Genomic DNA, 24,610 nt, shown 5'->3' with positions numbered 1-24,610 from the left:
TTCAAATACATGAAATGATGGGCTTCTTTATTTTTAAAAAAATGAAGTTAGAGGTGTACTTTTCATATGAAAATGCATTTCATATAAAAAGTGTAATTATTTTGGGGAAGGGGGATTGTTGTGCGTCATCATAAAAAGTGCAAAAAATTTGGAGTGGCACTGCCTCTTCCACTTATAGGAGCAACGGGTCCTACTGGTAATAGTGGTTCAACTGGTCCAACTGGAGGGCATGAAGGTCCGGTCGGCCCTCCGGGAATTACTGGACCTAGAGGAGCAACGGGTCCACAAGGCCCCCAAGGTATCGAGGAAATACAAGGTCCGCGAGGGACAACAGGAGCTCAAGGAATACAAGGTGCCGTTGGTGATACTGGAGAGCAAGGAATTACAGGTCCGGTTGGTTTACAAGGTCCTCAAGGATTAATTGGAGAGCAAGGTCCTGTTGGTGATATTGGATTACAAGGACTGGAAGGGATACAAGGGATTACAGGCCCTGCTGGTAGTCAAGGTCTACAAGGTTCCCCGGGGATACAAGGGGAAATTGGAGGAAGAGGAAAAACGGGAGCCCAAGGAATGCAAGGAGTTATAGGTGAAGCTGGTATTACAGGTGTAACAGGTCCTCAAGGCCCCCAAGGAGCGCAAGGAATACAAGGGGAGGATGGAACTACAGGTATACAAGGAGAAGAAGGTCCCCAAGGAATACAAGGAATTACTGGAGAGCAAGGACACCAAGGTGATCAAGGGATACAAGGTGTAATAGGTCCAACTGGTTCTACTGGAATACAAGGACCTCAAGGTATAAGCGGAATAAGGGGAGTAACAGGTGTAATAGGCCCCCAAGGTCCACAAGGTGTTCAAGGAATACAAGGAATAAACGGATCCACAGGTTTTCAAGGAGCAAAAGGAGTACGAGGGATAACAGGAGCAACTGGAAGTATTGGTATACAAGGACCAGAAGGACCTCCGGGTGCCCCGACGGGAACAACCGGTCCAATTGGTCCCTCTAGTGGAGTGACTGGTCCATCTGGTCCACCCGGTCCACCTGGGGGGCCAACAGGTCCAACTGGTGTAACTGGTACGCGGGGTGTAACAGGGGGAACTGGTCTAATAGGAGTGCAAGGATTACAAGGTATAACTGGTCCCACTGGCCCTCAAGGTGTAAGGGGAGCACAAGGTTCTCAAGGGGTAATTGGTGTAGCTGGCGTACAAGGTGCACAAGGTTCTCAAGGTAATCAAGGAATAATAGGAGCAACTGGCGCAGAAGGTCCCCAAGGAACTCAAGGTCCACAGGGAGAAATCGGTCCAACTGGTGCAGAAGGCCCTAAAGGTGTGCAAGGAATACAAGGGATAACAGGTCCAACAGGAGCGCAAGGTATACAAGGCTTACAAGGAATAATCGGTCCCACAGGCACAACAGGAGCGGCTGGAGCCCAAGGTCCCCAAGGAATACGAGGGGAAACAGGAGCAGCTGGAGCACAAGGTATACAAGGACCTCAAGGAATACGAGGAGAAACAGGAGCAGCTGGCGTTCAAGGGATACAAGGACCTCAAGGAATACAAGGGGAAAATGGATTGACTGGTCCACAAGGTGCTCAAGGTATGCAAGGAGTTCAAGGAATAACAGGTCAGGCAGGAGCAATTGGTTTGCAAGGGTCTCCAGGAATACAAGGTATAGTAGGCACAACAGGAGCGCAAGGCTCTCAAGGTATGCAAGGAATACAAGGAATAACAGGTCCGACAGGAGCGCAAGGAATTAGAGGTCCCCAAGGGGTTTTAGGAGAAAACGGGATAACAGGTCCCCAAGGAGTGCAAGGTGCACAAGGTAGTCAAGGAGCTGAGGGACCACAAGGAAATGTTGGAATAACAGGTGTAACTGGAGAAACAGGAGCGACAGGAGAAGCAGGGGCGACAGGTGCACAAGGAATACAAGGCGTTCAAGGGATTATAGGGATACAAGGAAGTACAGGAATGACCGGACCAACAGGAGCAACGGGAGTAACCGGGATACAAGGTTCTCAAGGTATTCAAGGTCTGCAAGGCCCAACTGGAGTAAGTGGAATGACAGGGGTTAGCGGTAGTGTCGGGCCAGCCGGAGCGCAAGGTAGTCAAGGATCGATTGGAGCTGTGGGACCAACAGGCGCAACTGGTAGTATAGGGGTTATAGGTTCCATAGGAATAATAGGTGCAACAGGGGCGACTGGCTTACCTAGCGGAGGCGGTTATTTCTTTTCTACTTCAACGAGTGTAATTGCAGCGAATGCGTTAATACCAATCAATTCAGGATCTACAACTTTTGGTTCTGGTGTTAGTTTAACAAATGCAACAACTGTAACGTTAAGTACACCGGGAATATATTTAGTCAGCTATTATTTTCAAGGTGATCCAAATGGGGGGAATGAAACGATTTCCGTGAGGCTTACTTTAAATGGAACGCAAGTCGCAGGGAGTTTTATTTTTTATGTTACAGGAGGTACCTTTGTATTAGAACCAGCGATTTCTAATACGATGGTCATTAATGTTGCTTCTTCAAATGCTACTTTATCTTTGCAAAATGGTCCATTATCTATTGGGCATGTAACGACATTATCTGGTGTGATAACTGCTAGTTTAAATGTATTAAAAATAGTTTGACACGTTAGTTATAACGGGGGGAGATGCTTGTGAGGGAGCAAGATAAGTGTAGTAAGTTTCAATCACCTATTCCTTTTCCGGCGTCAGGTATTACGGGCCCAACTGGTCCAACTGGTCCGACGGGGTCTTTAGGTGGACCGACTGGCCCGCAAGGAATACAAGGCGTACAAGGACCAATTGGCCCAACAGGTCCAACAGGAATTCAAGGAGTACAAGGAGTACAGGGAGAGATTGGCCCAACAGGTCCAACTGGTTTAACAGGACCACGGGGTGCTCAAGGTAGTCAAGGGCCGATGGGGGAACAAGGTCCACAAGGAATTCAAGGTGTTCAAGGAATTCAAGGCGAAAGGGGTCCGATTGGCCCAACTGGAATTCAAGGGATACAAGGTATACCTGGGCCAATGGGAGAAACAGGTCCAACAGGAATACAAGGTATACAAGGAATACAAGGTGAAATCGGCCCGACGGGTCCAACAGGAATACAGGGTATACAAGGAGTGCAAGGTGAAATTGGTCCGACGGGCCCAGCAGGAAATACGGGAATACAAGGTGTTCAAGGTAATTTAGGGAGTAGTGGTTTACAAGGTGTAACAGGTATACAAGGAATTCAAGGTCCGGTGGGACCGACGGGTCCAACTGGTTCTCAAGGAATACAAGGAGAACAAGGGCCAATAGGATCAACAGGGGCAACTGGTGTTCAAGGTTTACAAGGTCCACAAGGTGAGATGGGGCTAACCGGTCCAACCGGCTCTCAGGGGATACAAGGGGTGCAAGGTGTAATAGGCCCAACAGGGGCAACTGGCTTGCAAGGGGATCCCGGTCCAACCGGCTCGACAGGTCAGGCGGGAGTAACTGGTCCAACTGGATCTGCAACAGGTCCAACAGGAGCAACGGGTCCAACAGGTCCGCCAGGAGGCCCAACGGGTCCAACGGGTCCGGCAGGATCACCGGGAGGTCCAACAGGTCCGACTGGAGCAACTGGGGCAACTGGATCGACCGGAGCAACAGGAGCGACTGGAATCCAAGGAGTGCAAGGAATACAGGGACCGACAGGGGTAACTGGTTTAACAGGTTTGCAAGGCGTACAGGGTCCAATGGGGGTAACAGGTCCAACAGGTGACCAAGGAATTCAAGGTCCACAAGGAGTAATGGGAGTAACAGGTCCAACGGGTTTACAAGGTTTACAAGGCGTACAGGGACCGGTAGGAGCAACAGGTCCAACCGGTCTTCAAGGAGTGCAAGGAGTACAAGGTCCAATCGGCCCAACAGGCCCGCAAGGAATACAAGGAATGCAAGGTGAGCAAGGAGTAATGGGAGCAACCGGCCCAACCGGTTTACAAGGTCTTCAAGGAATTCAAGGTCCAATCGGTCCAACCGGTCCACAAGGATTGCAAGGAGTGCAAGGCCCAAGTGGTATAACGGGTCCAACTGGTCCTCAAGGAATACAAGGCATACAGGGGCCGCAAGGGGCTATAGGTCCAACAGGTCCAACAGGAATACAAGGAATCCAAGGTCCACAGGGCCCGACTGGTCCAACAGGGGCAACAGGCCCACAAGGAATTCAGGGGATACAAGGTTTACAAGGTCCAACAGGTCCAACTGGAATACAAGGAATCCAAGGAATCCAAGGTCCGATTGGTCCAACGGGCCCAACTGGACCTCAAGGGATACAAGGGATAACTGGCTCGACGGGTCCAACGGGTCAGGCGGGTGCAACCGGACCGACGGGAGTAACGGGCCCTCAAGGTCCTCAAGGAATCCAAGGTCCACAAGGGGTAACCGGAGTAACCGGAGCAACTGGCCCGACAGGAGCAACCGGTCCACAAGGCGTGCAAGGAATCCAAGGTCCACAAGGGATAGTAGGTCCGGCGGGAGCAACTGGAGTGACGGGAATAACAGGTCCTCAAGGAATACAAGGAATTCAAGGTCCACAAGGTGTGACGGGAGCAACCGGAGCAACCGGAGCGACTGGAGCGACTGGTGCAACAGGACCGACAGGAATCCAAGGCATACAAGGAATAACAGGAGCAACAGGGGGAACGGGAGTAACAGGCCCAACAGGTGTCACGGGCCCAACCGGTTTAACAGGAGCAACTGGATCATCTGCAATATCAACAGGTGGCGGCTATTTCTTTTCTACTTCAACAAGTACAATTGCAGCCAATGCCAACATTCCAATTAATTCAGGATCTACAGTATATGGAACAGGAGTATCTTTAACTAGTGCTACAACTGTCACAGTATCCACCCCAGGAATATATTTAGTAAGCTATTATTTCCAAGGGGACGCGACTGGTGGGAATGAGACGGTATCTGTCAGACTACTATTAAATGGGACGCAACTAGCAGGGAGTTTTATACAAAACGTAACGACAGTAACTGTAGTAATCGAACCTGCCATTTCAAATACGCTTCTTGTGAATGTAACGAGTGCCAATTCAACATTAATATTACAAAACGGTCCATTAGGTGTAGGGCATGTGACCACTATAGCAGGTGCGATTACGGCAAGTTTAAATGTAGTGAGAATATTATAAGGAATATAAAAAACACAAGGAATGTCTGTATAGACATTCCTTGTGTTTTTCTCTTTATCTTTTCGGTTGAAAAATATGCTGAAAGAAGTATTTGTGATGTAAGTTATCTACAACTTTATTTGCTTGATATGTGCGATGTTGTTCGAGTCGAAGTCTTTGCTCCATCATTTTTATTGCGTGATCAGATAAACGTAACATTATACATGTCTCCTTTTCTATAAATATAGGTGTCTATTGGTATCGATCCCATATTTATAATTAAGGAGGTACACTGTGTAACATAGGCAAAAAGCACCTTCCTCTCCCATTACGCTTACGAGGTTAGCTGTCGGACTCGGGAAGTGAGAGTTTCCCTACTTAAAAAAGATTCGCCCCAAGTAGCATGGCTACAAAAATGGTTCCCCCGCTCCAAATTTTGGACTCAGCAAAAGGTTTTATAAAGTAAAAGATAACATAAATAAATTGATGAGTCAAACTATTTGTTGTTTTCTGATTTTTTTAGTGAGGTTAAAACCACTCCATCGGATAATATAATATCATTTATTTTAATAAATCCATATTTTTTATATAAAGACAGAGCAGGTGTATTTTCTTTCCCTGTTTGTACAATATATGTTTGTGAAGGGGAGAACATGTCAAATACATAAAGTAGTAGTTTTGTAGCGATTCCTTTATGAAAATGATCGGGGGATACTACTAAACGATGAATATCAACTTCCTCTTCATCCATTTTAAAAGAAATAAACCCGGCAAGTGTATCTTCATAAAAATAGCCGTAGAAAATTTCATCACATGATTGAATATCGGCTACAGTATCATAAAGGCGAGGGATAGCTGTACTATTTATATATTGTGCCTCGATTTCATAAGCTGGTATTTGAATGCTTAAAATAGAAGTAGCGGTTTTGTGAGAAGTTGTTATTAATTTTTGAATCACTCGGTAAAACCTCCTTGTAAGCTTTATTTTCATAGATTTGACAAGATTTTTCTTTATTGGATATAATAATTATAATAGTTACATAATAATTTAGTATCAAAAAGAAATACACTATAATAGAAATGGAGGACTAAAAATGGGATGGATTATCACATTAATAGTTGGTGCTATTATAGGTGCAATTGCAGGTTCTATAACGGGTAAAAATTTTCCGGGTGGTATGTTTGGAAATATTATCGCAGGTTTATTAGGTGCTTCGTTAGGTGGTAGATTATTTGGATCTTTTGGGCCATCTTTTGGTGGGATTCATGTCGTGCCAGCATTATTAGGTGCAATCGTATTAATTCTTATTGTATCATTTGTAGTGAAAGCTGCAAAAAAATAAAGATATAGATCATGACGAAAAGCCCTGAATAAGGGCTTTTCATCATTCGAAGAGGTGGTTTCGTTGGAGAAAGTAAATATAAGAAAAAGAGATAAGCTGAAAAAGTTTTTTAGAGAACAAAATTATTTAGCGGTGCTACTTGGATTTGCATTATTGTTTATCAACATATTATTGCTAACGAAAATTTCTTTTGTGTTTACTCCGTTTATCGTCTTTTTAAAAACAATTTTCTTCCCCGTACTATTAGCGGGTGTGCTATTTTATATATTGCATCCATTCGTTTCGCTTTTAGAAAAGAAAGGTGTTTCAAGAATCGTATCAATAGCTTCTATATATATAATAGTACTAGGATTATTTGTATTTTTAGTTGTAACAGTAATCCCGATTATTAAAGATCAAATTGATGCATTAATAGATAACTTACCGTATTTCGGTCATGAAATTGAGCGAGCGGCACGTAGATTCGGGGAAAGTAATTTACTAGGCAAAATTCAAGAGAATTTAAATATTGATGTAGCGAGTATGGTAAAAGACTACACAGTTGATTTTACGAAGTCGTTATCATCAGTAACTGGAAATGTAACTGGATTTTTAAGTACTGTTACAGAGGTCGTTTTAACGTTTGTAATGGTTCCATTTATATTGTTCTATCTTTTAAAAGATGGTGAACAATTACCGAATCACTTTTTAAAGTTTATTTCAGAACAAAGACACCCAGCAGCGATGAGAATACTAGATGATATGCATTATGCGATTAGCTCGTATATTAGAGGGCAAATTATCGTTAGCTTGTTTATCGGTATTATGCTATTAATCGGTTACCTTATTATTGGTATTAAATATGCGGTATTACTTGCAATTTTAGCGATGATTGTAAATATCGTTCCGTACGTAGGACCAATCATTGCAATTACACCAGCATTAATTATCGCATTTATTGACTCGCCATCAATGGTGTTAAAAGTAATTATTGTAATGATGGTCGTACAATTAGCAGAAGGTAAATTTATTTCTCCGCAAGTTATGGGGAAAAAGCTAGACATTCACCCGATTACTATCATTTTTATTATTTTAACTGCCGGAAATTTATTTGGAATTATGGGGATTATTTTAGCAATTCCAGGATATGCGATATTAAAAGTGTTAGTAACGCATAGTTATAGATTTGTTAAGTTGAATACGTAAAAAAAAGCTAAAACAGATAAAACTGTTTTAGCTCTTTTTTATTAATAATTGATTTGCGTATTGGCGTGCCCATTGATCAGCTTCTAATATAGCATCGAGTGAAGGATCTTTTACATTATGATGAGCTTCAATTGTATTGTAAATTGTTTTTTCGATATCGAAAAATGCAATTTCATTTTTAAGAAATAGTGCATTTGCAATTTCGTTCGCTGCATTTAATACAGCTGGAGTTGTACCGCCAATTTTGCCACATTCAAATGCGTATTGTAGACAGGGGAACTTCTCTAAATTTGGTTTTTCAAAATGCAAACTACCAATTTCTAATAAATTTAATTTTTCATAGGATGAAGGTAGTCGAGTAGGGTAGTGAAATGCATATTGAATCGGCATTCTCATATCAGGGGCACCGAGCTGTGCCATGACTGATCCATCAATAAACTCTACTAAAGAGTGAATGATACTTTCTTTATGAATCATAACATTAATTTTTTCATAAGGAATATCGAATAGCCACTTAGCTTCCATCACTTCAAACCCTTTATTCATTAACGTGGCAGAATCTATCGTTAGTTTTGCCCCCATTAACCAGTTTGGGTGTTTTAAAGCATCCTTCGCTTGTAATGTTTTCATTTCTTCACGTGTTTTATCACGAAAAGCGCCGCCAGAAGCTGTAACAATTAATTTTTCGATTTCCTTATTATTTTCCCCATTTAAACACTGGAAAATAGCTGAATGTTCACTATCGACTGGAATTAGGCGGCATCCGTTTTGTTTCGCTAGTTCGGTTACGATATGTCCAGCTGCAACTAAAGTTTCTTTGTTAGCGATGGCGATATCTTTCTTCGCCTTTAATGCTTCAATTGTTGGGAGTAAACCTGAAACACCGACAACTGAACTTAATACAAGATTTGTATCAGGATGGGTAGATACTTCAATTAAACCATCAGTTCCATATGTAATTTTTGTATTTGTTGAAATACGAGAACGCAATGTGTCCGCTAATTCTCTTGTCGCTACGCTTACAATACGAGGCTGAAACGATTCGATTTGCTTTTCGAGAAGATCGATATTATAATTTGCGGTTAAACCGACGATTTTAAAATGTTCAGGATGAGCGGAAACGACATCTAATGCAGATGTGCCAATGGATCCCGTTGAACCTAAAATGGATATATATTTTCCCATGAAAAAACCTCCAAAGTTGTTTCGAGTATTTCTGCAAACCTATATATTATTAGACAATCAAGGTGAAAATTCCTGCTATATAAAACAGAAAATTAGGGTTTAATTGGAAAGGGAATGTGATAAACTGTAAAAAATAACGAAAAAGCAATGAAAGAGAAGAGTACATATTCAAAACTTTTCAGAGAGCTGATATGTGGTGGAAATCAGTAAGGGATGAATATGGAATGGGCTCTAGAGCTTCTAACTGAAATGAGTAGGTAAAGACGGTTACTTCACGTTAAGAAGTTGAAGTGAGCTATTAATGATAGCTAATGAAGGTGGTACCGCGGGAGTCTCTCGTCCTTTTTTAGGATGAGGGGCTTTTTTATTTTGAGAAAGGAGGGGTTAGTGTGAGTGAAAAAATAATGTTAACAGGAATTAAGCCAACTGGTTATCCGCATTTAGGAAATTATATTGGTGCGATTAAACCTGCGCTGCAAATGTCAAAGAATAATGAAGGAAACGCATTGTATTTTATAGCGGATTATCATGCGTTAAATGCTGTGCATGATTCAGAAAAGTTCAGTAGTTATACGAAAGAGGTAGCAGCTACTTGGTTATCACTCGGACTTGGAGAAGATGTTATTTTTTACCGACAAACAGAAGTGCCAGAGATTTTAGAAGTAGCTTGGATATTAGCTTGTCTAACTCCGAAAGGTCTTATGAACCGTGCTCATGCGTATAAAGCGAAAGTAGAGCAAAATAAAGAAGCTGGGTTAGAGGTAGATGCTGGAGTGAATATGGGATTATATACGTACCCGATTTTAATGGCAGCTGACATATTATTATTTCAAGCTACTCATGTACCAGTCGGGAAAGACCAAATTCAACATATTGAAATTGCCCGTGATATTGCGTCGTATTTTAATCATACATTCGGCATAACATTTACGCTTCCGGATTATGTCATACAAGAAGAAGGTGCCATTTTACCTGGTCTTGATGGAAGGAAGATGAGTAAAAGTTACGGAAATGTGATCCCATTATTTGCAGAACAAGAAAAACTACGAAAGTTAATATTTAAAATCAAAACAGACTCCTCACTTCCGAATGAACCGAAAGAACTAGAAACGTTATTTATGATATATAAAGAATTTGCGACGGAAGATGAAATACAGTCGATGCGCGAAAAGTATGAAACTGGAATCGGATGGGGCGATGTAAAAAAAGAGTTGTTTCGCGTTGTAGACCGCGAATTAGCTGGACCTCGGGAGAAATACGCTATGTATATGAAGGAGCCAAATTTATTATATGAAGCGTTAGAAAAAGGTGCTGAGCGGGCAAGAAAAATCGCGAGGGTAAATTTAGCAGAAATAAAAAAACGGATTGGATTTGAGAGGGGACGCTGAGCGTTCCCTATTTCGTTAGGTGAAGTAAGAATTCACATTTCCTTTCAAAACTTATTAGTTGCACATATTAAAAAGTATGCTAATATAGGGTTACTTATTAAACTTGTTTAATAAGTATAATTAAAGTCACTTATTAAACAAGTTTAATAAGTGTGATTCATTCTATAACGAGGGAGAGGATTGTATGAAAACAGAGAAAGAAAAGATGTTAGCGGGAGAAATGTATGTTGCGGAGGATGAAGAATTAGTGGCTGATAGGGTGGAGGCAAAACGTTTAACACGCCTTTATAACGAGGCGATGGAGACAGGAGATGAAAAACGTTTTACATTATTAAATCAGCTTTTAGGTTCTTCAGCTGATGGGAAAGCCCAAATTAATCCTGATTTTCGTTGTGATTACGGCTACAATATCCATGTTGGAAAGAGCTTTTTCGCAAATTTTAATTGTGTGATTTTGGACGTTTGTGAAGTACGAATCGGTGATAATTGTATGTTTGCACCAGGTGTCCATATTTATACGGCCACTCATCCTTTACATCCGGTGGAACGGAATTCTGGTAAAGAATATGGAAAGCCTGTAAAGATTGGTAACAACGTTTGGGTTGGCGGGGGAGCTATAATTAACCCTGGTATTTCAATTGGAGACAACGCTGTAATTGCCTCAGGGGCAGTTGTGACAAAAGATGTACCTCATAATGTAGTTGTTGGTGGCAATCCAGCTAAAGTTATTAAAACGATAGACTTATAGAAATCGTTTTTTACGGGTATATGAATAAACTGGTGTCTTATCGTATAGACAATGTGAAAGGTGTTTCATATGGAGAAATATAGTGCGGATAATCATACAAAGACATTACTTGCCTCTCGAAACGCTCTTTTTCTCTTATTTGCTTTGCCAGGTGTCGCGTTTGCTACATGGATTTCAAGAACAGCAGCTACTCGAGATATGTTAGCAGTGTCAAATGCAGAAATGGGCTGGATTTTGTTCGGACTATCTGTCGGTTCAATAATTGGTTTACTGAGTGCAAGCCGCTTCATTGACTGTAAGGGAGCTAGAGACGTTATTATAGGCAGTATGTTTTTTATGATTGTTGGATTGATTTGTTTAGGTATAAATATTTATTTTGTTTCTAGTATGGGGGCTTTTAGTAGCTTACTAGTATTTGGAGTAGGCTACGGATTGGCGGAAGTCGCATTGAATGTAGAAGGTTCTTCCATTGAGCAGAAATTAGGAACAACTCTTCTTCCGAAATTCCATGGCTTTTTTAGTGTAGGAACTTTAGTAGGCGCGCTCAGTGGTTCTGTCGCAGCGTCGCTTCACATCCCGATTCTGTATCAGTTTCTTGTGATTTCGGTCGTGTTTCTATTACTTGTATGTATGGTGTATCGTTTTCTTCCGCACGGAACAGGAAAGAAGGAGAAATCGCGGAACAAAAGGAGAGAGAAGCGTACTTCCTTACGTATGGAAAAAAAGGTGCTTTTAATTAGTCTTTTTGTGCTTGGAATGGCATTTGCAGAAGGTAGTGCAAATGATTGGCTACCTATCGTGATGGTAGATGGACATGAGCAAAGTATAGTGGCAGGTTCTATTATGTACGCAATTTTTGTATTAGCAATGACGTTAACTCGTATGTGTAGCAGCTATTTCCTTGATCGATTCGGTCGTGTCGCTGTCGTACGTGCCACTATTATGATGGCGATTCTAGGAATTTCAATCGTAATATTTGGGAGTAATTCGTATTTTCTAGCATTTGGCGTAGTACTGTGGGGGATTGGTGCAGCGCTAGGGTTCCCAATTGGTCTGTCAGCTGCTGGAGATGACCGTGAAAATGCGACTTCTAATGTTGCTGCAGTTTCTATCATTGGTTATACAGCCTTTTTAGTCGGACCACCATTTTTAGGGATACTTGGGGAAGCATTCGGAATACGTAATGCCTTGCTAGCTGTTTTATTATTTGTTCTTTTGTCTGGAATTGTATCGTCTATTACAAGAGAGAATACACCGAGCTAAATAAGGATTGCATGCAGCGGAAATATATCATCTCTATTGCTTTAGAAAATGATGTATGATATATTGTCAACGCAACTTATTAAAAGTGTTTAATAAGTATGTTGATTAAGGTGGTGAGCGATTTGAGTGAACAATTTGTTACTCAAAAATCGATTAAAGAGACGATCCTTCGAGGCATTCGTACGGCTCTTCTAGAGCAAGGAAGTGCGACGAAAGTTGAACTTAGTAATACATTAGAAATTAGTTTTCCAACGATAAGTAAATTTATAGAAAATATGAAACAAGATGGTGAAGTCACTTTAGTCGGTTTAGATGATTCAAGTGGCGGAAGAAGAGCGAAACGATATGCGTATAATCCGGAATATATGTTAGGATTAGCGATATTTTTAGAGAAAAATGAAACAAACTATACCATTTTTAACTGTTTAGGGGAAGTAAAAGAACAAGGAAGTACTTCAAGTGTATTAATTGATACTGGCATAAATCTATTATCTAAACATATTGAAAGTCTTATAGCTACATTCCCGAAAATAAGCTCTATATCAATTGGTGTGCCTGGTTCGGTTGATAATGGTCGTATTTTTTATATACCTGGTTATGAAAAGTTCCAAAATTTTAATTTGAAAAGTCATTTGGAGAATCTGTTTTCTATACCTGTAGTAATAGAAAATGATATGAATGCCGCAGTCCTTGGCTATTATAAAAATACTGGAAATAATGATAAATCATCTCTTGTATATTTGTATTCAGGTCAAAACGGCCCAGGGGCGGGGATTATGATAAATGGAGATGTGGTACGAGGGAGTACCTTTTTCTCAGGGGAGATATCTTTCGTTCCACAGTATGATAATAAAAACTTCTTACAATCTTTGAGAAGTGAAGATGCAGTAAGAGATTCAAATAATCCAGAGCAATATAATATAGATGCTATTACTCGTTTAATAGCTACATGTATAGCTATTATTAACCCGCATGCCTTTATCTTTTGTGATGATGAAGTGAACCAATTTGTAATAGATCAAATTGTAAAAACTTGTCCGAAGTACATTCCAGCGGAACATATTCCGAAAATAACAGTGAGCGATTGGAAAGAAGATTATTTATATGGATTAAAAAGCCTTGGACTTGATCTGATGATTATAAGAGCAAGCAAAGAAAATTAAATATCAAATTGTTGGTTGAATCCTGTGAAAGAAAAGGTGTCGATTATGAAAATTGAACATGTAGCAATTTGGGTAAATGATTTAGAAGGTATGCGTGATTTCTATAAACAGTACTTCGGTGGTGAAGAAAATAGCTTATATCACAATCCGAAAAAGCAGTTTGAATCTTATTTTATAACTTTTGAAGGTGGAGCGCGTCTAGAACTTATGAGGCAAGTAGGGATAGACGATACTACACAAACACAAACAATAGGATATGCGCATATTGCTTTTTCTGTAGGTAGTAAAGAAAAAGTGAATGAATTAACCAATACATTAAGTGAAGCAGGGTACGCTGTGTTAAATGGCCCGCGTACTACAGGGGATGGTTACTATGAAAGTGTAGTAAGTGACCTTGAAGGAAACCAGATTGAGATAACAATCTAACATTATATTTATTAATAACTGATAAAAAATAAAACTTTGTTGTTCCCCCAAATGTTTACGAGAAACCTATTATTTCTTCAGAAAGGGGGACATAACAGTGAGTGAATTCATTTTTATTTTCTGTATATATCCATTGCTTATTTGTATTTTTTCAATAGCTGGGACATATAAATTAGGTGCATTTTATGTGATGCCAATGGTAATATTTCTTATTTTTCTTATGTTAAATGTTACATTGTATGATCCATCATTTTTCTTTTGGGTGGGCATGTATACTATTTTTTCATTCATTATTTCTTATATAACACTCTTATTTGTAAGGGGATATACAGCTGTAGAAAGTGAACGTTAATATCATTTGATTATTTTTGGGGGAATAGGGATTTACGGTGAACGATAACAACCTCATTTCGCGTTATTATGACGGGAAATGAGGTTGTTTTATTTCTATATACACTATGTAATGTTTTTTAATTGGAGTGCTGAAACTCCTTAATAATTCTATCAATAACAGGAGGAAGATTACTAGGTAACGCATCTAGCGGAAAGAAGCGTAGTTCTTTCGATTCTGTTTGGTCGCATACAAGTTCACCATTGAATTCGCGGCAAATATAAACAACGAGTACACCGTGTACTTGATCGCCGTTTGGATAGATTTGAAAGAAATCTGGTCCTGAGTATGTACGGAATAGTTCTGGATTTTTGATGAAAAGTCCAGTTTCCTCATATACTTCTCGCTTTAAAGCGTCTTCTAACGTTTCGTTATATTCTAAGGCTCCGCCAATAATACCCCAGCGGTTAAAATCTGTACGGAGCTGCAGTAATATTTCATTGTTCTCATTTAATATAATGGCGTGTGAACCTATTAAAATAAGTGGATGATTTCCTACTAAATTTCTCATGTCTTCAATATAACCCATGTTATTTCTCCTTGCTTTTAATAATAGTTAGGAAGTTCTTTTAACATTCTTTCTGTTTTACGTGCTGTATAGGCTAAGTTATGATCATCTTTCGTTCTGAAAAATAATGTGCGTAAAAAGGTTTTAATGTTGGCACATAATATACAATACTCATTAAGTGAAAGGCGTTTTCTAATTTGAGGAAGCCTTTTTATTTTTTTATAAATAATTGAAATTAACTCATCTTGCGGAAAATCATGATATAGCATCGATAGTAACGGTGTAACAATTCGTTCATCTTCATTATTATGAAATAGATCCGATGGGATAAAAATTTTATTTAATAAACAATGAATTAATTCTTCATACCACTCAAAGGTCGTATAGGAATTGTGAACAATTTCAGTAAAGGCATCTGATACGTGGGCAATACAATGAGCCCATCCTTTATTTTCAATATAGCCTCGAAAATCCGTTTCTAAGTTTGTATATGAAATGAGTTTGTTTTTTATTTCTTCAATGTCCTCCTCTGTGAAAAAGTAGTGCGAGTTAGCGAATTGGAGTATTAGCGCAATTAATGAAACAGTGTAAGAACGTGTGAAAACCCCATCTGTATGTGGGGAGTAAATGTCATAATATAAATACTCATCACTTAAACAAGTTTGTAGAAGTAATTTCAGTTGATCATCCATAAGGAATTCATGATGAATGAAATGTGCAAAACATTTATATATAAGTTGGTAACGAACGTAACTATCAGTTGTTCCGATATACTGAAGCATATTGAGCGTTAACTCATTCAAATCTATATGTTGCAGTTGCGTATAGTCATTTTGTTGTATAAGCTCTAACTGTTGTTGCAATGTTGTAATATCCAATGGAGAACCTCCTCCGCACTTTAAAGATGCAATGTTTTCTAGTATTCTATATATTCAAGGACAATCCTGCTCATGCAAGGAGAACAAGTAGAAATTCTAGTATGATATAGATGAGGGAAGTATATGATGACTATAGAACAGTTAGAAAAACATTTTAAAATAAGAAGAAATGCTTCTTCTATAATAATAAAAGAAAATAATGCAGAGCCTTTTACAGAAGAGAAATTAAAGGAAATCATGCAATATTGCGTTGCTGAGGCTGAAAAAGAGGGAATAGAAAACTTGCATTTTGAAATTTCTTCAAAAAGCCCAAATTATGATGTGTATAAGAAATGTTTCGAAACGTATTCATTTGAATATGCTACTGAAAACATGATTGTGTTTAAGGATATATATGAAGTAGAAGATGTAGAAAGTGATATTAATTTTAAGCTTATTGAAGAAGTAGGAGAAGAAGCTTTTTATTCTCTTTGGAACGAGATGACAGAAGAACAAGTCACTTATGATCAATTTGTAAATATGATGCTACAAGAAATTGGTGAGCAATGGAAAGAACATTGTTTAACAGCGAGTATCGATGAAGAGCCGATAGGGATTGTAATCCCGCATATTGAAAAGGGGACGTTAGAAGAAGGAAAACTAATGTATTTCGCAGTGGCTCCAAATATGCGAAATAAAGGGTATGAAGCAGCATTCTTTACAGGGGCAATGTTTGTCTTAAAAGAAATAGGTGCATCTTATTATATTGGCGAGACAAATGTACAAAATGAGTGGATGAAGGATGTTTTTGGGAAGAATGGATGTCAGCTGCTTAGTTCCACTGAGCGATATGTGAGGAAGTTTTAGGAGTACTATCTTGAACTTATTTAGCGGGAATCCGTGTACAACTTATGAACAAGTAAAAGAACTTCTTGCCTATTTGTAAGATAAAAAGAAAAATGAGAACGACAAAATAGATATTCCTATAATACAATAGAGAAAGATTCGATTATATGAGAAAGCGTTGGTGAAAGAATGGAGCAGCAAAGAAATTGGTTACAAGCAACTGTAGAAAGAAATGAAGACAATACGTTACATATAAAATGGGAAAATAATATAGAAGAAGTTCGCATTTATTGGAGTACTTCACCAGATCATATTGAAGAAACGGGAGAATTACTTGCAACGGTAAATGGAGAATCATCATGTACACTTGTAAACCCGAGTGAAAATGAGCGTCCATATTTTAGACTAGTTGGAAGTAATGGACAAGCAGTGACAGTAGCTGAGCGTAGATTACCATTAAAAGGCGCGTTTAACTTCCGTGATATGGGAGGATATGAAACGACTGAAGGTCGTAAAGTAAAATGGGGCAAGTTGTACCGTTCTGAAGAATTAGCAGGACTAACAGAGTGGGATATAGACTATTTACAAAAGTCTGGCTTAAAGTTAATTTGTGACTACCGTACAGACTTTGAAGTGAAGCATAAGCCGAATCCAAAAATTACAGGTGCTCGTCAAGTATGCTTACCAGTTATGCAAGACTTGGCGAAAGACTTGAACATAAATGAATTTTTCCAAGTTGGTGACCTTTCTATGTTAGGGAAACCAGGCGAGTACCTTGTGAAAATGAATCAAGATTTCGTAAGTGGTAATGAAGCATTCGTGAGCTTCTTAAACTTAGCGCAAAACCCAGAAAACTTACCGTTAGTAAACCACTGTACAGCTGGAAAAGACCGTACTGGATTCGGATCAGCACTATTATTACTTTTACTAGGTGTACCGGAAAAAACAGTAATGGAAGACTATTTACTAAGTAACGGTTTCCGTGAAAAGTTAAATGAAAAAATGATGGCCTTTTTAGGTGCAAAACTTCAAAACGATGAAAGTAGAGCGATATTAGGTGCGATGTTTGAAGCGCGCGCTGAATATTTACAAGCTGCGATTGATGAAGTGAAAAAGCAATACGATTCAGTTGAAGCGTATGCTGAAAAAGCACTTGGCTTTACGAAAGAGTCGTTAGAGGAAATGAAAGCATTATTGCTAGAAGATAAATAATGAGGAGGGAGGCTAATTGGATTAGCCTCCTGTTTCTATTATGAAATTTTTCGTTGCCTTATTATTCCTATTACAATTGGAATAACTGTACCAATTAACAATATCGGTAAAAATAATTTTCCAAAACCGCCGCTCCAATTTAAAGCGATTGAAATTGTTTCAAATTGGATGAAAGCAAAGATAAGTAAACAGACATTTTTTAATTGATTTAGCATTTTTCTACTATTCAAATAAAACTGCTTAGCATTTGATTCATTCAATCTTTGTGGGTAGTTATGAACTTCTGGAAACTTTTCTAAAGTTTGCATTAATAGGAGTATGAAAGCTCCTATTAATGGCAGAAGCAAAAGTTGCCACTTTGATCCCCAGCGATCTACATCCCCATATGCGTTATAATGTGCGGGTACTTCCTCGGGTAATCTTCCCCAAATAATAATCAAAAAAATGATTGATCCAAAGAACAATGAATATCCAATGATATCTCCAACCCATTCACTTTTTGTTTTTTGGATTTGTATTTTCGGTCTTCCCCATGAATTTACTATGTCTTTCCGCTCCTTTCTATTCCTGTATTACCTTTTTGAAAAATCGGATTCATTATCCGAATTATCTCAAATTTATAGTATTTTCACAATTAATTATTTTTGAATAACATGACCCGTGTACCTTAAACAACTTTAAGATTGCTGTACATCTAGGATTCGTAAAGGGAAAAAGTTCGACTTAAGAGAGAATTAATGAGAAAATACAAGTTGTAAATAACGTACTAGTTGAGGAGAGCATAATGAAATATAAAGTTATATTATTCGACGTAGATGATACATTATTAGATTTTCCTGAAACGGAAAGAAATGCTTTGCATAACGCGTTTCTACAGTTTGGTATGCCTACAGGGTATAATGATTATCTTGCAAGTTATAAAAAGATTAGTAATGGATTATGGAGAGATTTAGAAAATAAAATGATTACGCTAAGTGAATTAGCAGTAGATCGATTTAGACAATTATTTGCCGTTCATAATATAGAAGTAGATGCGCAGCAATTTAGTGATGTATACCTTGAAAACTTAGGAAAAGAAGTACATCTTATAGAAGGTGCAGTGCAATTATGTGAAAATTTACAAGATTGCAAGTTAGGTATTATTACGAATGGATATACGACGGTGCAACAATCTAGAATCGGAAATTCGCCTTTATGTAATTTCTTTGATCATATTATTATTTCAGAAGAGGTTGGTCATCAAAAACCAGCACGTGAGATTTTTGATTATGCATTTGAGAAGTTTGGGATTACTGATAAATCAAGTGTATTAATCGTTGGAGATTCGCTAACTTCTGATATGAAAGGCGGAGAAGATTACGGCATTGATACGTGTTGGTATAATCCGAGTTTGAAAGAAAATATGACAGATGTTAAGCCGACTTATGAGGTGGAGAGTCTGCTACAAATTTTAGGAATTGTGGAAGTGGCGGAAGAAAAGGTAGTTTCATTTTAATCGTGTTGATATATTTTGAGTTACGGTAGATATATTGGAAAAATCGTCGATATAATTTGAGTTGCGTTCAATTTATAGGTACGATCGGTGTAATAACTAGAGGTGAGTGAAAGATGTTAACGTTTTTATTTGAGTTAGACAAGAGTATTCCGCAGAAGGATGAGCCACGGTATGCCGCTTATGCAAATGGCTTTATTGAAGGGGATTTAACAATTCGCGCGAGTGACAGCGTATTTTTTCAGAAGCCATGCATGAAGGTTGCAGAGCTTGGCATTTATTTAGGACAGTGGATGGAACAAGTGCAACATGGGCAGAAAGAACAATTGAATTATGAAACGAGTGACCGTGAGGAAGTAATTCTCGGATTCGTATATGAAGAGGAAGATCAGTGGAGAGTTTTTTCAAGTTGGCAACAATTTGAACTTCAAGAGCGTATATCAACTACAACATTAGTAGAGAGCGTTCAACACTATTTATATGAGCTAAATAAGGAACTGCGCGCGATAAAATATCCCGTTACGTTTGATCAGTACTTAAGAGGAGAGCGAATGATGCAGCTTTCTTACAAACGACTGTGTGATAGTAAAGCGGATACGACGTCGATAGAGGTTTACAATGAAAGCGAAAGAGTAGGCGCAGTACGGGGCTATTATAAAAATATGTTGATGAAAGTGCTAGACTTTATTCCGAAAGTCGGTAGTAATATCATTTATGAAATAAAGGATAGTAAGGACAACATTCGCGTCATTGCAAAGGATGTAAGTAGGCAGCGTCAAAGAAGGATTTTAGTAACGTACATCGATCATAATGATACAGAGCATGAAATACTTGTATGTGATGGAAAGTTATTAGATGCCAATTTCTTATTTACCTTTACATATAAGAGAGAAGAATATGTTGTTCACAAAACTTCAATTGGGCTTGGAAAGTTATTACGAAACGGCTATGTAATTGCAGATTGGAATATTCGTCTTGAGGAAGATATGTATTACATTGAGATGAATGTATATGATGAGGGGTATATAGAGGATCAATACTTACTATTAGGCGTATTTCATGCTGTTTTGTATGGGTGATAAATGAAAAATACCGGTATTCTTTGTGAAAAGAATGCCGGTATTTTTATATGATTTTGTGTCCTCAATTAATCCTCAAAAATAAAAATTTCATCAATGGTACTATGAAGAGCCTTCGCAATATCGTGAGCAAGCTGTAAGGAAGGGTTATATTTTCCTTTTTCGAGATGACTAATTGTTTCACGGCGTACACCAACAGTTTTCGCTAAATCTTCTTGTGTCATGTTTGATTTGGCGCGGTATTCTTTTATTTTCGTTACGAACGCCATGGTGCATCTTCCAATTCATCAACTGGTTTATCGTAAAAGAACATAGAGAAGCCGAACGTAAGAATGAGTGTGCTGAAAATAAGAGCGATATCAATCTCTTGTAGTGTAGGGTTTGGAAATAACATTTCAATAAACATAATGACAGCGGTAGTTAGTAATGTAACGATAAAGGCATTGCGGCATGATTTATTGACGATTTGTTCAAATAGTTCATCGTGTTGAACCGTTCTATACGTTGTGAAAAAGGAGAAGAAACAGAACATAGTAAACAACCCTTTTTCATAAAAAAAAACGAGGAAACCGAAGAAACCGAGAAATCCTAAATATTTTATCCAAGTTGTTTTCATAATAGGTCCTCCTTACAATGTTAGAAATAATTCACGTTATGTTATAAATACATCACATGTGGAAATGTATAGTAATAATAGTTTTCCAATTCTTTTCATAATAATAGTAAAAAGAGGAAATATAATGCGAAATAAAGAGGATAATATTGTAAAATGGTTGTAAGGAGGGGGAGGAAGGAATGCTAACTTGGATCATGATCGTTGTATTACTTGTAGTGATTACTGTAGTGGCAACGGTGTTAATTGGGCGGAATGGTGATGCGAATTATAGTAAAGCGACAAAAGGGAATATTAAACGGCTGACAATGATTTATATTATACTAGCTGTCGTTTTAATCGTTGGATTAGGTGTGTATATATATTTTAAAGGCTAAAAAAACTGAAAAAATATAAAAATCTAAAAATAGAAGTATGCTATAATATTGATGTAGTTATTTGGTAATTAAGGGAAGGATTGGATGGAATGATTGAAATTACGAATGTGTCAAAAAGTTATAATGGGTCTACCTATGCAGTAAAAGATTTAAGTTTATCTGTGCCTAGCGGAGAAATTTTTGGATTTTTAGGGCCAAATGGTGCGGGAAAATCAACGACAATTAAGATGATTACTGGTATTCATGGAGTGGACAAAGGGACGATTACGATTAACGGTAAAGATATTATGAAAAATCCGATGGAAGCGAAAAAGACGTTTGGTTATGTTCCAGATAGCCCAGATATGTTTTTGCGATTAAAGGGAATTGAATATTTAAACTTTATGGCAGATATGTATGAAGTGCCGAAAGAAGTACGACAAGAGCGAATCGAGTCTTTAGCGAAGAAATTTGATCTTTACAATGCGTTATCGGATCAAATTCAAAGTTACTCGCACGGTATGAGACAAAAAATCGTTATTATTGGTGTGCTCGTGCATGAGCCAGATGTATGGATTTTAGATGAACCGTTAACGGGGCTTGATCCGAAATCCGCATATATTTTAAAAGAAATGATGAGAGAACATGCGGATAAAGGAAAGATTGTATTTTTCTCTACACACGTATTAGAGGTGGCAGAAAAAATATGTGACCGCGTCGCGATTATTAATAAGGGAAATCTTCAGTTTAAAGGGAATTTAGGTGAAATGAGAGATCATTTTAAATCCAATGAATCACTTGAAAAAATGTTCTTGGAGATGACGGACAATGAGTAAAATTTGGACATTAACGAAAGTATTATTAAAATTAAATTATGCAGATTTTATAACAGATAAGAAGAAGCGATGGGCGTATATATTTTCATTTGCAGCCATTTTATTTGTTGGCTTTTTAATATTTGGTTCGATGACGCACGGATTGTATGAAGGGATGAAACATTTAGGGCAAGACCCAGGAATGATTATCGCAATGGGACTTGCGATTGCGAGTATATGGGTATTTTTAATGAGTATAACGAACATTTTAACTGTATTTTACTATAGTAATGACATTGAAATGTTATTGCCGTTACCATTGAAGCCAGCGCAGATTATTTCGGCAAAGTTTTTAACGGTATTAATTACACAATACGTAATGAGTTCATTTATTTTATTACCAATCTTTATTACGTACGGGTTAAAAAGTAGTGCATTTATTACATATTACATATACATGATTTTCATTTACTTACTCTTCCCGATTGTGCCGTTAGTATTAGCTTCATTACTAATGACAGTTATTATGAGGTATACAAATATAGCGAAAAATAAAGATCGAGGCAATATATTTATTGGAATCGTAAGTATACTATTTATTGTAGGAATTAATGTGTTTTTACAGTGGAAAAATAAAAGTTCGTTTTCTGAAGATGCACTTACGAATTATCTTGCGAACAACGAATCTTCTCTTCTAGTACAAATGACAAATTATTTTCCAACTACATATTTTGGGGCAGTGGCATTAGTAGAAAATGCAAATTGGAAGGGTCCTTTATACGTAATCATCTTTGCACTTATTTCATTTGTATTTTTTGTGTTGTTTTATTACATTGCAGAGCGTACATATTTAAAAGGGGTTATTGGACTTTCAACGAGTACAGCAAAAAAAGAGGTCATTTCAGCAGAAGGTTTACAGAAATCAACGGTACAAAGTTCACATTTGAAAGCGTATGTGAAAAAAGAATTTAAAACGTTATTCCGTACACCACAATTTTTCTTAAATTGTATCGTACAAACTTTTGTTATGCCAATTATGTTATTCTTTGTTTTATTCGTGCAAGATGGGAATTTAAAGTGGATCACAGGGTATATTGATAATCCAAAATCAGCAGGACTTGCAATTGGCGTTGGTCTTTGTGCATCGTTATTTTTAATGGGAAGTAACGTCATCGCAACAACGTCATTTTCACGAGATGGAAGTTCATGGTTTGTGAATCGATATTTACCAGTAAAAGCTTCGGATATCTTTTTTGCGAAAGCAATCACTGCTTGGTTAATTAATGTAATTATTTTAGCAGTATTCGGTATTACGATGGCAGTTGTAGCAGGGATTTCTCCTGTGTTCATGTTACTGTGGTTTTTACTAAGTGCGAACGGGTTATTGTTAATTAATTTAATCGGTACACGTTGGGATGCACAAACTGCAGATATACATTGGGATACAGAGCAGAAATTATTTAAGAGCCGATATACAACTTTGTGGAATTTTTTAGCTAATATTTTTATAGCTTTAGTTATTGTAGCGGGAGTAAGTTTATTATACTTCTTCCTTCAAGTAGGACTATGGGTTATGTTTATCGTTTTATTTGTAATGTTTACGATTGTAAATTATATCTTCATTAAAATTTTAAAATTAGGTGCAGAACGCATATTGTCAAATATTGAATAAAAAGATAGATCCTCTGTATTCGTGCAGGGGATTTATCCATAGATGGAGGAGAAAAGGTGAAGAAAATAGCAATTGTAACAGGGGCAACTCGTCTGAATGGAATCGGTGCAGCTGTATGCAAGGTGCTTGCTCAAGAAGGGATAGACATTTTTTTCACGTACTGGTCTCAGTATGATAAAGCGATGCCGTGGGGAATGCATGACAAAGAGCCCTTTTTGTTGAAAGAGGAGATTGAAAGTTTAGGTGTTCGCTGTGAAATGGCAGAAATCAATTTATCGCATTCGTATTCACCAAATCGTTTGTTTTATATGGCCTCAGAACGTTTAGGTGATCCATCTATTTTAATTAATAATGCAGCGTATGCTACTCATACGAGAATTGAAGAATTAAATGTAGAACAGTTAGATAAACATTATACAGTGAATGTTCGCGCTACTATGTTATTAAGTTCATTATTTATAAAACATTATGCACTGAAAACGAGTGGCAGTATTATTAATCTTACTTCAGGACAGTCATTAGGTCCGATGCCAGATGAATTAGTATACGCAGCAACGAAAGGAGCAATTGAAGCATTTACAAAATCAGTAGCACCAGTTGCGATGGAGAAGGGGATTACAGTGAATGCAGTTGATCCAGGGCCGACGAATACAGGATGGATTACAGAGGACCTGAAGCATCATTTAGCATGGAAGTTCCCGCAAGGTAAAGTAGGAGAACCGTCAGATGCAGCGCGCTTAATTTCTTTTTTAGTAAGTGAAGAAGCAAAATGGATTACGGGGCAAGTCATTCATTCGAACGGTGGTTACTCATAAATATATTATGTTAACAATTATTGAGAAACAAAAAATGAAAGAAAATTTTATTTTTTTGTATAAATAAAATGTCAAGAAAGATAAAAATTTGATAGGAGAGTACATTGTC

Annotated in this window: 26 protein-coding genes, 1 riboswitch and 1 other annotated feature; of the genes, 18 read left to right on the top strand and 8 right to left on the bottom strand. The window is 37.9% G+C overall.

Annotation, left to right across the window (positions count from 1 at the left end):
- Positions 1-120: 120 nt before the first annotated feature.
- Positions 121-2,628 carry a collagen-like protein gene (locus ILS93_RS04290; RefSeq protein WP_222660044.1) on the top strand — a complete coding sequence of 836 codons (2,508 nt, stop codon included), beginning with the start codon at positions 121-123 and terminating at the stop codon, positions 2,626-2,628.
- 23 nt (positions 2,629-2,651) lie between these two features.
- Positions 2,652-5,165, top strand: coding sequence for a BC_3345 family exosporium-associated protein (locus ILS93_RS04285; protein WP_222660042.1), 2,514 nt, complete (start codon positions 2,652-2,654; stop codon positions 5,163-5,165).
- A gap of 54 nt (positions 5,166-5,219) precedes the next feature.
- Here ILS93_RS04285 and ILS93_RS04280 read toward each other — a convergent pair whose 3' ends face one another.
- Both ILS93_RS04280 and ILS93_RS04275 read right to left on the bottom strand, forming a co-directional pair.
- Complete coding sequence (locus tag ILS93_RS04280; protein ID WP_000945246.1) at positions 5,220-5,363, bottom strand: hypothetical protein; 144 nt, start codon at positions 5,361-5,363, stop codon at positions 5,220-5,222.
- 96 nt (positions 5,364-5,459) lie between these two features.
- Positions 5,460-5,602: riboswitch (cyclic di-AMP (ydaO/yuaA leader) on the bottom strand.
- Positions 5,603-5,640: 38 nt separating this feature from the next.
- Positions 5,641-6,102: a GNAT family N-acetyltransferase gene (locus ILS93_RS04275; protein WP_064475869.1), complete on the bottom strand. Its 462-nt coding sequence runs from the start codon at positions 6,100-6,102 to the stop codon at positions 5,641-5,643.
- A gap of 136 nt (positions 6,103-6,238) precedes the next feature.
- On the opposite strand from ILS93_RS04275, the gene ILS93_RS04270 reads away from it, so the two are divergent.
- Both ILS93_RS04270 and ILS93_RS04265 read left to right on the top strand, forming a co-directional pair.
- On the top strand, positions 6,239-6,487 hold the full coding sequence (locus ILS93_RS04270) for a GlsB/YeaQ/YmgE family stress response membrane protein (RefSeq protein ID WP_000539720.1): 249 nt from the start codon (positions 6,239-6,241) through the stop codon (positions 6,485-6,487).
- A gap of 63 nt (positions 6,488-6,550) precedes the next feature.
- A complete protein-coding gene (locus ILS93_RS04265; protein WP_000416918.1) occupies positions 6,551-7,672 on the top strand; it encodes an AI-2E family transporter in 1,122 nt (373 codons plus the stop codon).
- A gap of 27 nt (positions 7,673-7,699) precedes the next feature.
- Here ILS93_RS04265 and ILS93_RS04260 read toward each other — a convergent pair whose 3' ends face one another.
- The gene (locus tag ILS93_RS04260; protein ID WP_098101607.1) at positions 7,700-8,857 is read right to left on the bottom strand and encodes a 1-deoxy-D-xylulose-5-phosphate reductoisomerase; all 1,158 of its coding nucleotides are present in this window, start codon (positions 8,855-8,857) and stop codon (positions 7,700-7,702) included.
- Between the two features lie 138 nt (positions 8,858-8,995).
- Positions 8,996-9,204: a binding site (T-box leader), on the top strand.
- Positions 9,205-9,246: 42 nt separating this feature from the next.
- Here ILS93_RS04260 and ILS93_RS04255 point away from each other — a divergent pair.
- The 6 genes from ILS93_RS04255 to ILS93_RS04230 all read left to right on the top strand — a co-directional run bounded on the left by ILS93_RS04255 (position 9,247) and on the right by ILS93_RS04230 (position 14,197).
- Positions 9,247-10,245, top strand: a complete 999-nt coding sequence (locus ILS93_RS04255) for a tryptophan--tRNA ligase (RefSeq protein WP_098101606.1) — start codon at positions 9,247-9,249, stop codon at positions 10,243-10,245.
- 184 nt (positions 10,246-10,429) lie between these two features.
- Positions 10,430-10,993: a maltose O-acetyltransferase gene (locus ILS93_RS04250; protein WP_048560029.1), complete on the top strand. Its 564-nt coding sequence runs from the start codon at positions 10,430-10,432 to the stop codon at positions 10,991-10,993.
- Between the two features lie 69 nt (positions 10,994-11,062).
- Positions 11,063-12,256 (top strand): MFS transporter, encoded by a 1,194-nt coding sequence (locus ILS93_RS04245; RefSeq protein WP_222660040.1) that lies wholly within the window; start codon positions 11,063-11,065, stop codon positions 12,254-12,256.
- 122 nt (positions 12,257-12,378) lie between these two features.
- Entirely contained in the window at positions 12,379-13,419 is a 1,041-nt protein-coding gene (locus ILS93_RS04240) for an ROK family transcriptional regulator (RefSeq protein ID WP_142289336.1), read from the top strand.
- 45 nt (positions 13,420-13,464) lie between these two features.
- Positions 13,465-13,845, top strand: coding sequence for a VOC family protein (locus tag ILS93_RS04235; RefSeq protein WP_098101604.1), 381 nt, complete (start codon positions 13,465-13,467; stop codon positions 13,843-13,845).
- A 97-nt stretch (positions 13,846-13,942) separates the two neighbouring features.
- Positions 13,943-14,197 carry a YbeF family protein gene (locus tag ILS93_RS04230; RefSeq protein WP_098101603.1) on the top strand — a complete coding sequence of 85 codons (255 nt, stop codon included), beginning with the start codon at positions 13,943-13,945 and terminating at the stop codon, positions 14,195-14,197.
- 118 nt (positions 14,198-14,315) lie between these two features.
- On the opposite strand, the gene ILS93_RS04225 is transcribed toward ILS93_RS04230, so the two are convergent.
- Both ILS93_RS04225 and ILS93_RS04220 read right to left on the bottom strand, forming a co-directional pair.
- A complete protein-coding gene (locus ILS93_RS04225) occupies positions 14,316-14,765 on the bottom strand; it encodes an NUDIX hydrolase (protein ID WP_000540474.1) in 450 nt (149 codons plus the stop codon).
- A gap of 17 nt (positions 14,766-14,782) precedes the next feature.
- Entirely contained in the window at positions 14,783-15,622 is an 840-nt protein-coding gene (locus ILS93_RS04220; RefSeq protein ID WP_098101601.1) for a DUF2785 domain-containing protein, read from the bottom strand.
- Between the two features lie 123 nt (positions 15,623-15,745).
- Between ILS93_RS04220 and ILS93_RS04215 the strand changes: the two genes are divergently transcribed.
- On the top strand, positions 15,746-16,468 hold the full coding sequence (locus ILS93_RS04215; protein ID WP_000988268.1) for a GNAT family N-acetyltransferase: 723 nt from the start codon (positions 15,746-15,748) through the stop codon (positions 16,466-16,468).
- A 168-nt stretch (positions 16,469-16,636) separates the two neighbouring features.
- The gene (locus ILS93_RS04210) at positions 16,637-17,659 is read left to right on the top strand and encodes a tyrosine-protein phosphatase (RefSeq protein ID WP_064475865.1); all 1,023 of its coding nucleotides are present in this window, start codon (positions 16,637-16,639) and stop codon (positions 17,657-17,659) included.
- Between the two features lie 38 nt (positions 17,660-17,697).
- On the opposite strand, the gene ILS93_RS04205 is transcribed toward ILS93_RS04210, so the two are convergent.
- A complete protein-coding gene (locus ILS93_RS04205) occupies positions 17,698-18,123 on the bottom strand; it encodes a DUF1648 domain-containing protein (protein WP_000464977.1) in 426 nt (141 codons plus the stop codon).
- A gap of 320 nt (positions 18,124-18,443) precedes the next feature.
- On the opposite strand from ILS93_RS04205, the gene ILS93_RS04200 reads away from it, so the two are divergent.
- Both ILS93_RS04200 and ILS93_RS04195 read left to right on the top strand, forming a co-directional pair.
- Positions 18,444-19,154, top strand: a complete 711-nt coding sequence (locus ILS93_RS04200) for a YjjG family noncanonical pyrimidine nucleotidase (protein WP_222660038.1) — start codon at positions 18,444-18,446, stop codon at positions 19,152-19,154.
- Between the two features lie 113 nt (positions 19,155-19,267).
- Positions 19,268-20,230 (top strand): tubby C-terminal domain-like protein, encoded by a 963-nt coding sequence (locus ILS93_RS04195; protein WP_222660036.1) that lies wholly within the window; start codon positions 19,268-19,270, stop codon positions 20,228-20,230.
- A gap of 68 nt (positions 20,231-20,298) precedes the next feature.
- Here ILS93_RS04195 and ILS93_RS04190 read toward each other — a convergent pair whose 3' ends face one another.
- Positions 20,299-20,499, bottom strand: coding sequence for a helix-turn-helix transcriptional regulator (locus ILS93_RS04190; RefSeq protein ID WP_061678929.1), 201 nt, complete (start codon positions 20,497-20,499; stop codon positions 20,299-20,301).
- Positions 20,487-20,846 (bottom strand): DUF3796 domain-containing protein, encoded by a 360-nt coding sequence (locus ILS93_RS04185; RefSeq protein WP_222660034.1) that lies wholly within the window; start codon positions 20,844-20,846, stop codon positions 20,487-20,489. The genes ILS93_RS04190 and ILS93_RS04185 overlap by 13 nt, the downstream gene beginning before the upstream one ends.
- A 179-nt stretch (positions 20,847-21,025) precedes the next feature.
- On the opposite strand from ILS93_RS04185, the gene ILS93_RS04180 reads away from it, so the two are divergent.
- The 4 genes from ILS93_RS04180 (at position 21,026) to ILS93_RS04165 (ending at position 24,501) form a co-directional block, all read left to right on the top strand.
- Positions 21,026-21,220: a hypothetical protein gene (locus tag ILS93_RS04180; protein ID WP_000958865.1), complete on the top strand. Its 195-nt coding sequence runs from the start codon at positions 21,026-21,028 to the stop codon at positions 21,218-21,220.
- Positions 21,221-21,309: 89 nt separating this feature from the next.
- A complete protein-coding gene (locus tag ILS93_RS04175; RefSeq protein ID WP_222660032.1) occupies positions 21,310-22,035 on the top strand; it encodes an ABC transporter ATP-binding protein in 726 nt (241 codons plus the stop codon).
- Positions 22,028-23,686, top strand: coding sequence for a putative ABC transporter permease subunit (locus ILS93_RS04170; protein ID WP_222660030.1), 1,659 nt, complete (start codon positions 22,028-22,030; stop codon positions 23,684-23,686). Before ILS93_RS04175 ends, ILS93_RS04170 begins: the two co-directional genes overlap by 8 nt.
- Positions 23,687-23,742: 56 nt before the next feature.
- The gene (locus tag ILS93_RS04165; RefSeq protein ID WP_098111766.1) at positions 23,743-24,501 is read left to right on the top strand and encodes an SDR family oxidoreductase; all 759 of its coding nucleotides are present in this window, start codon (positions 23,743-23,745) and stop codon (positions 24,499-24,501) included.
- Positions 24,502-24,610 lie beyond the last annotated feature (109 nt).

The organism is Bacillus sp. 16GRE42 (genome assembly GCF_019837435.1).
Lineage (GTDB): Bacteria > Bacillota > Bacilli > Bacillales > Bacillaceae_G > Bacillus_A > Bacillus_A wiedmannii.
This window is presented reverse-complemented; position numbering and strand designations above follow the sequence as displayed.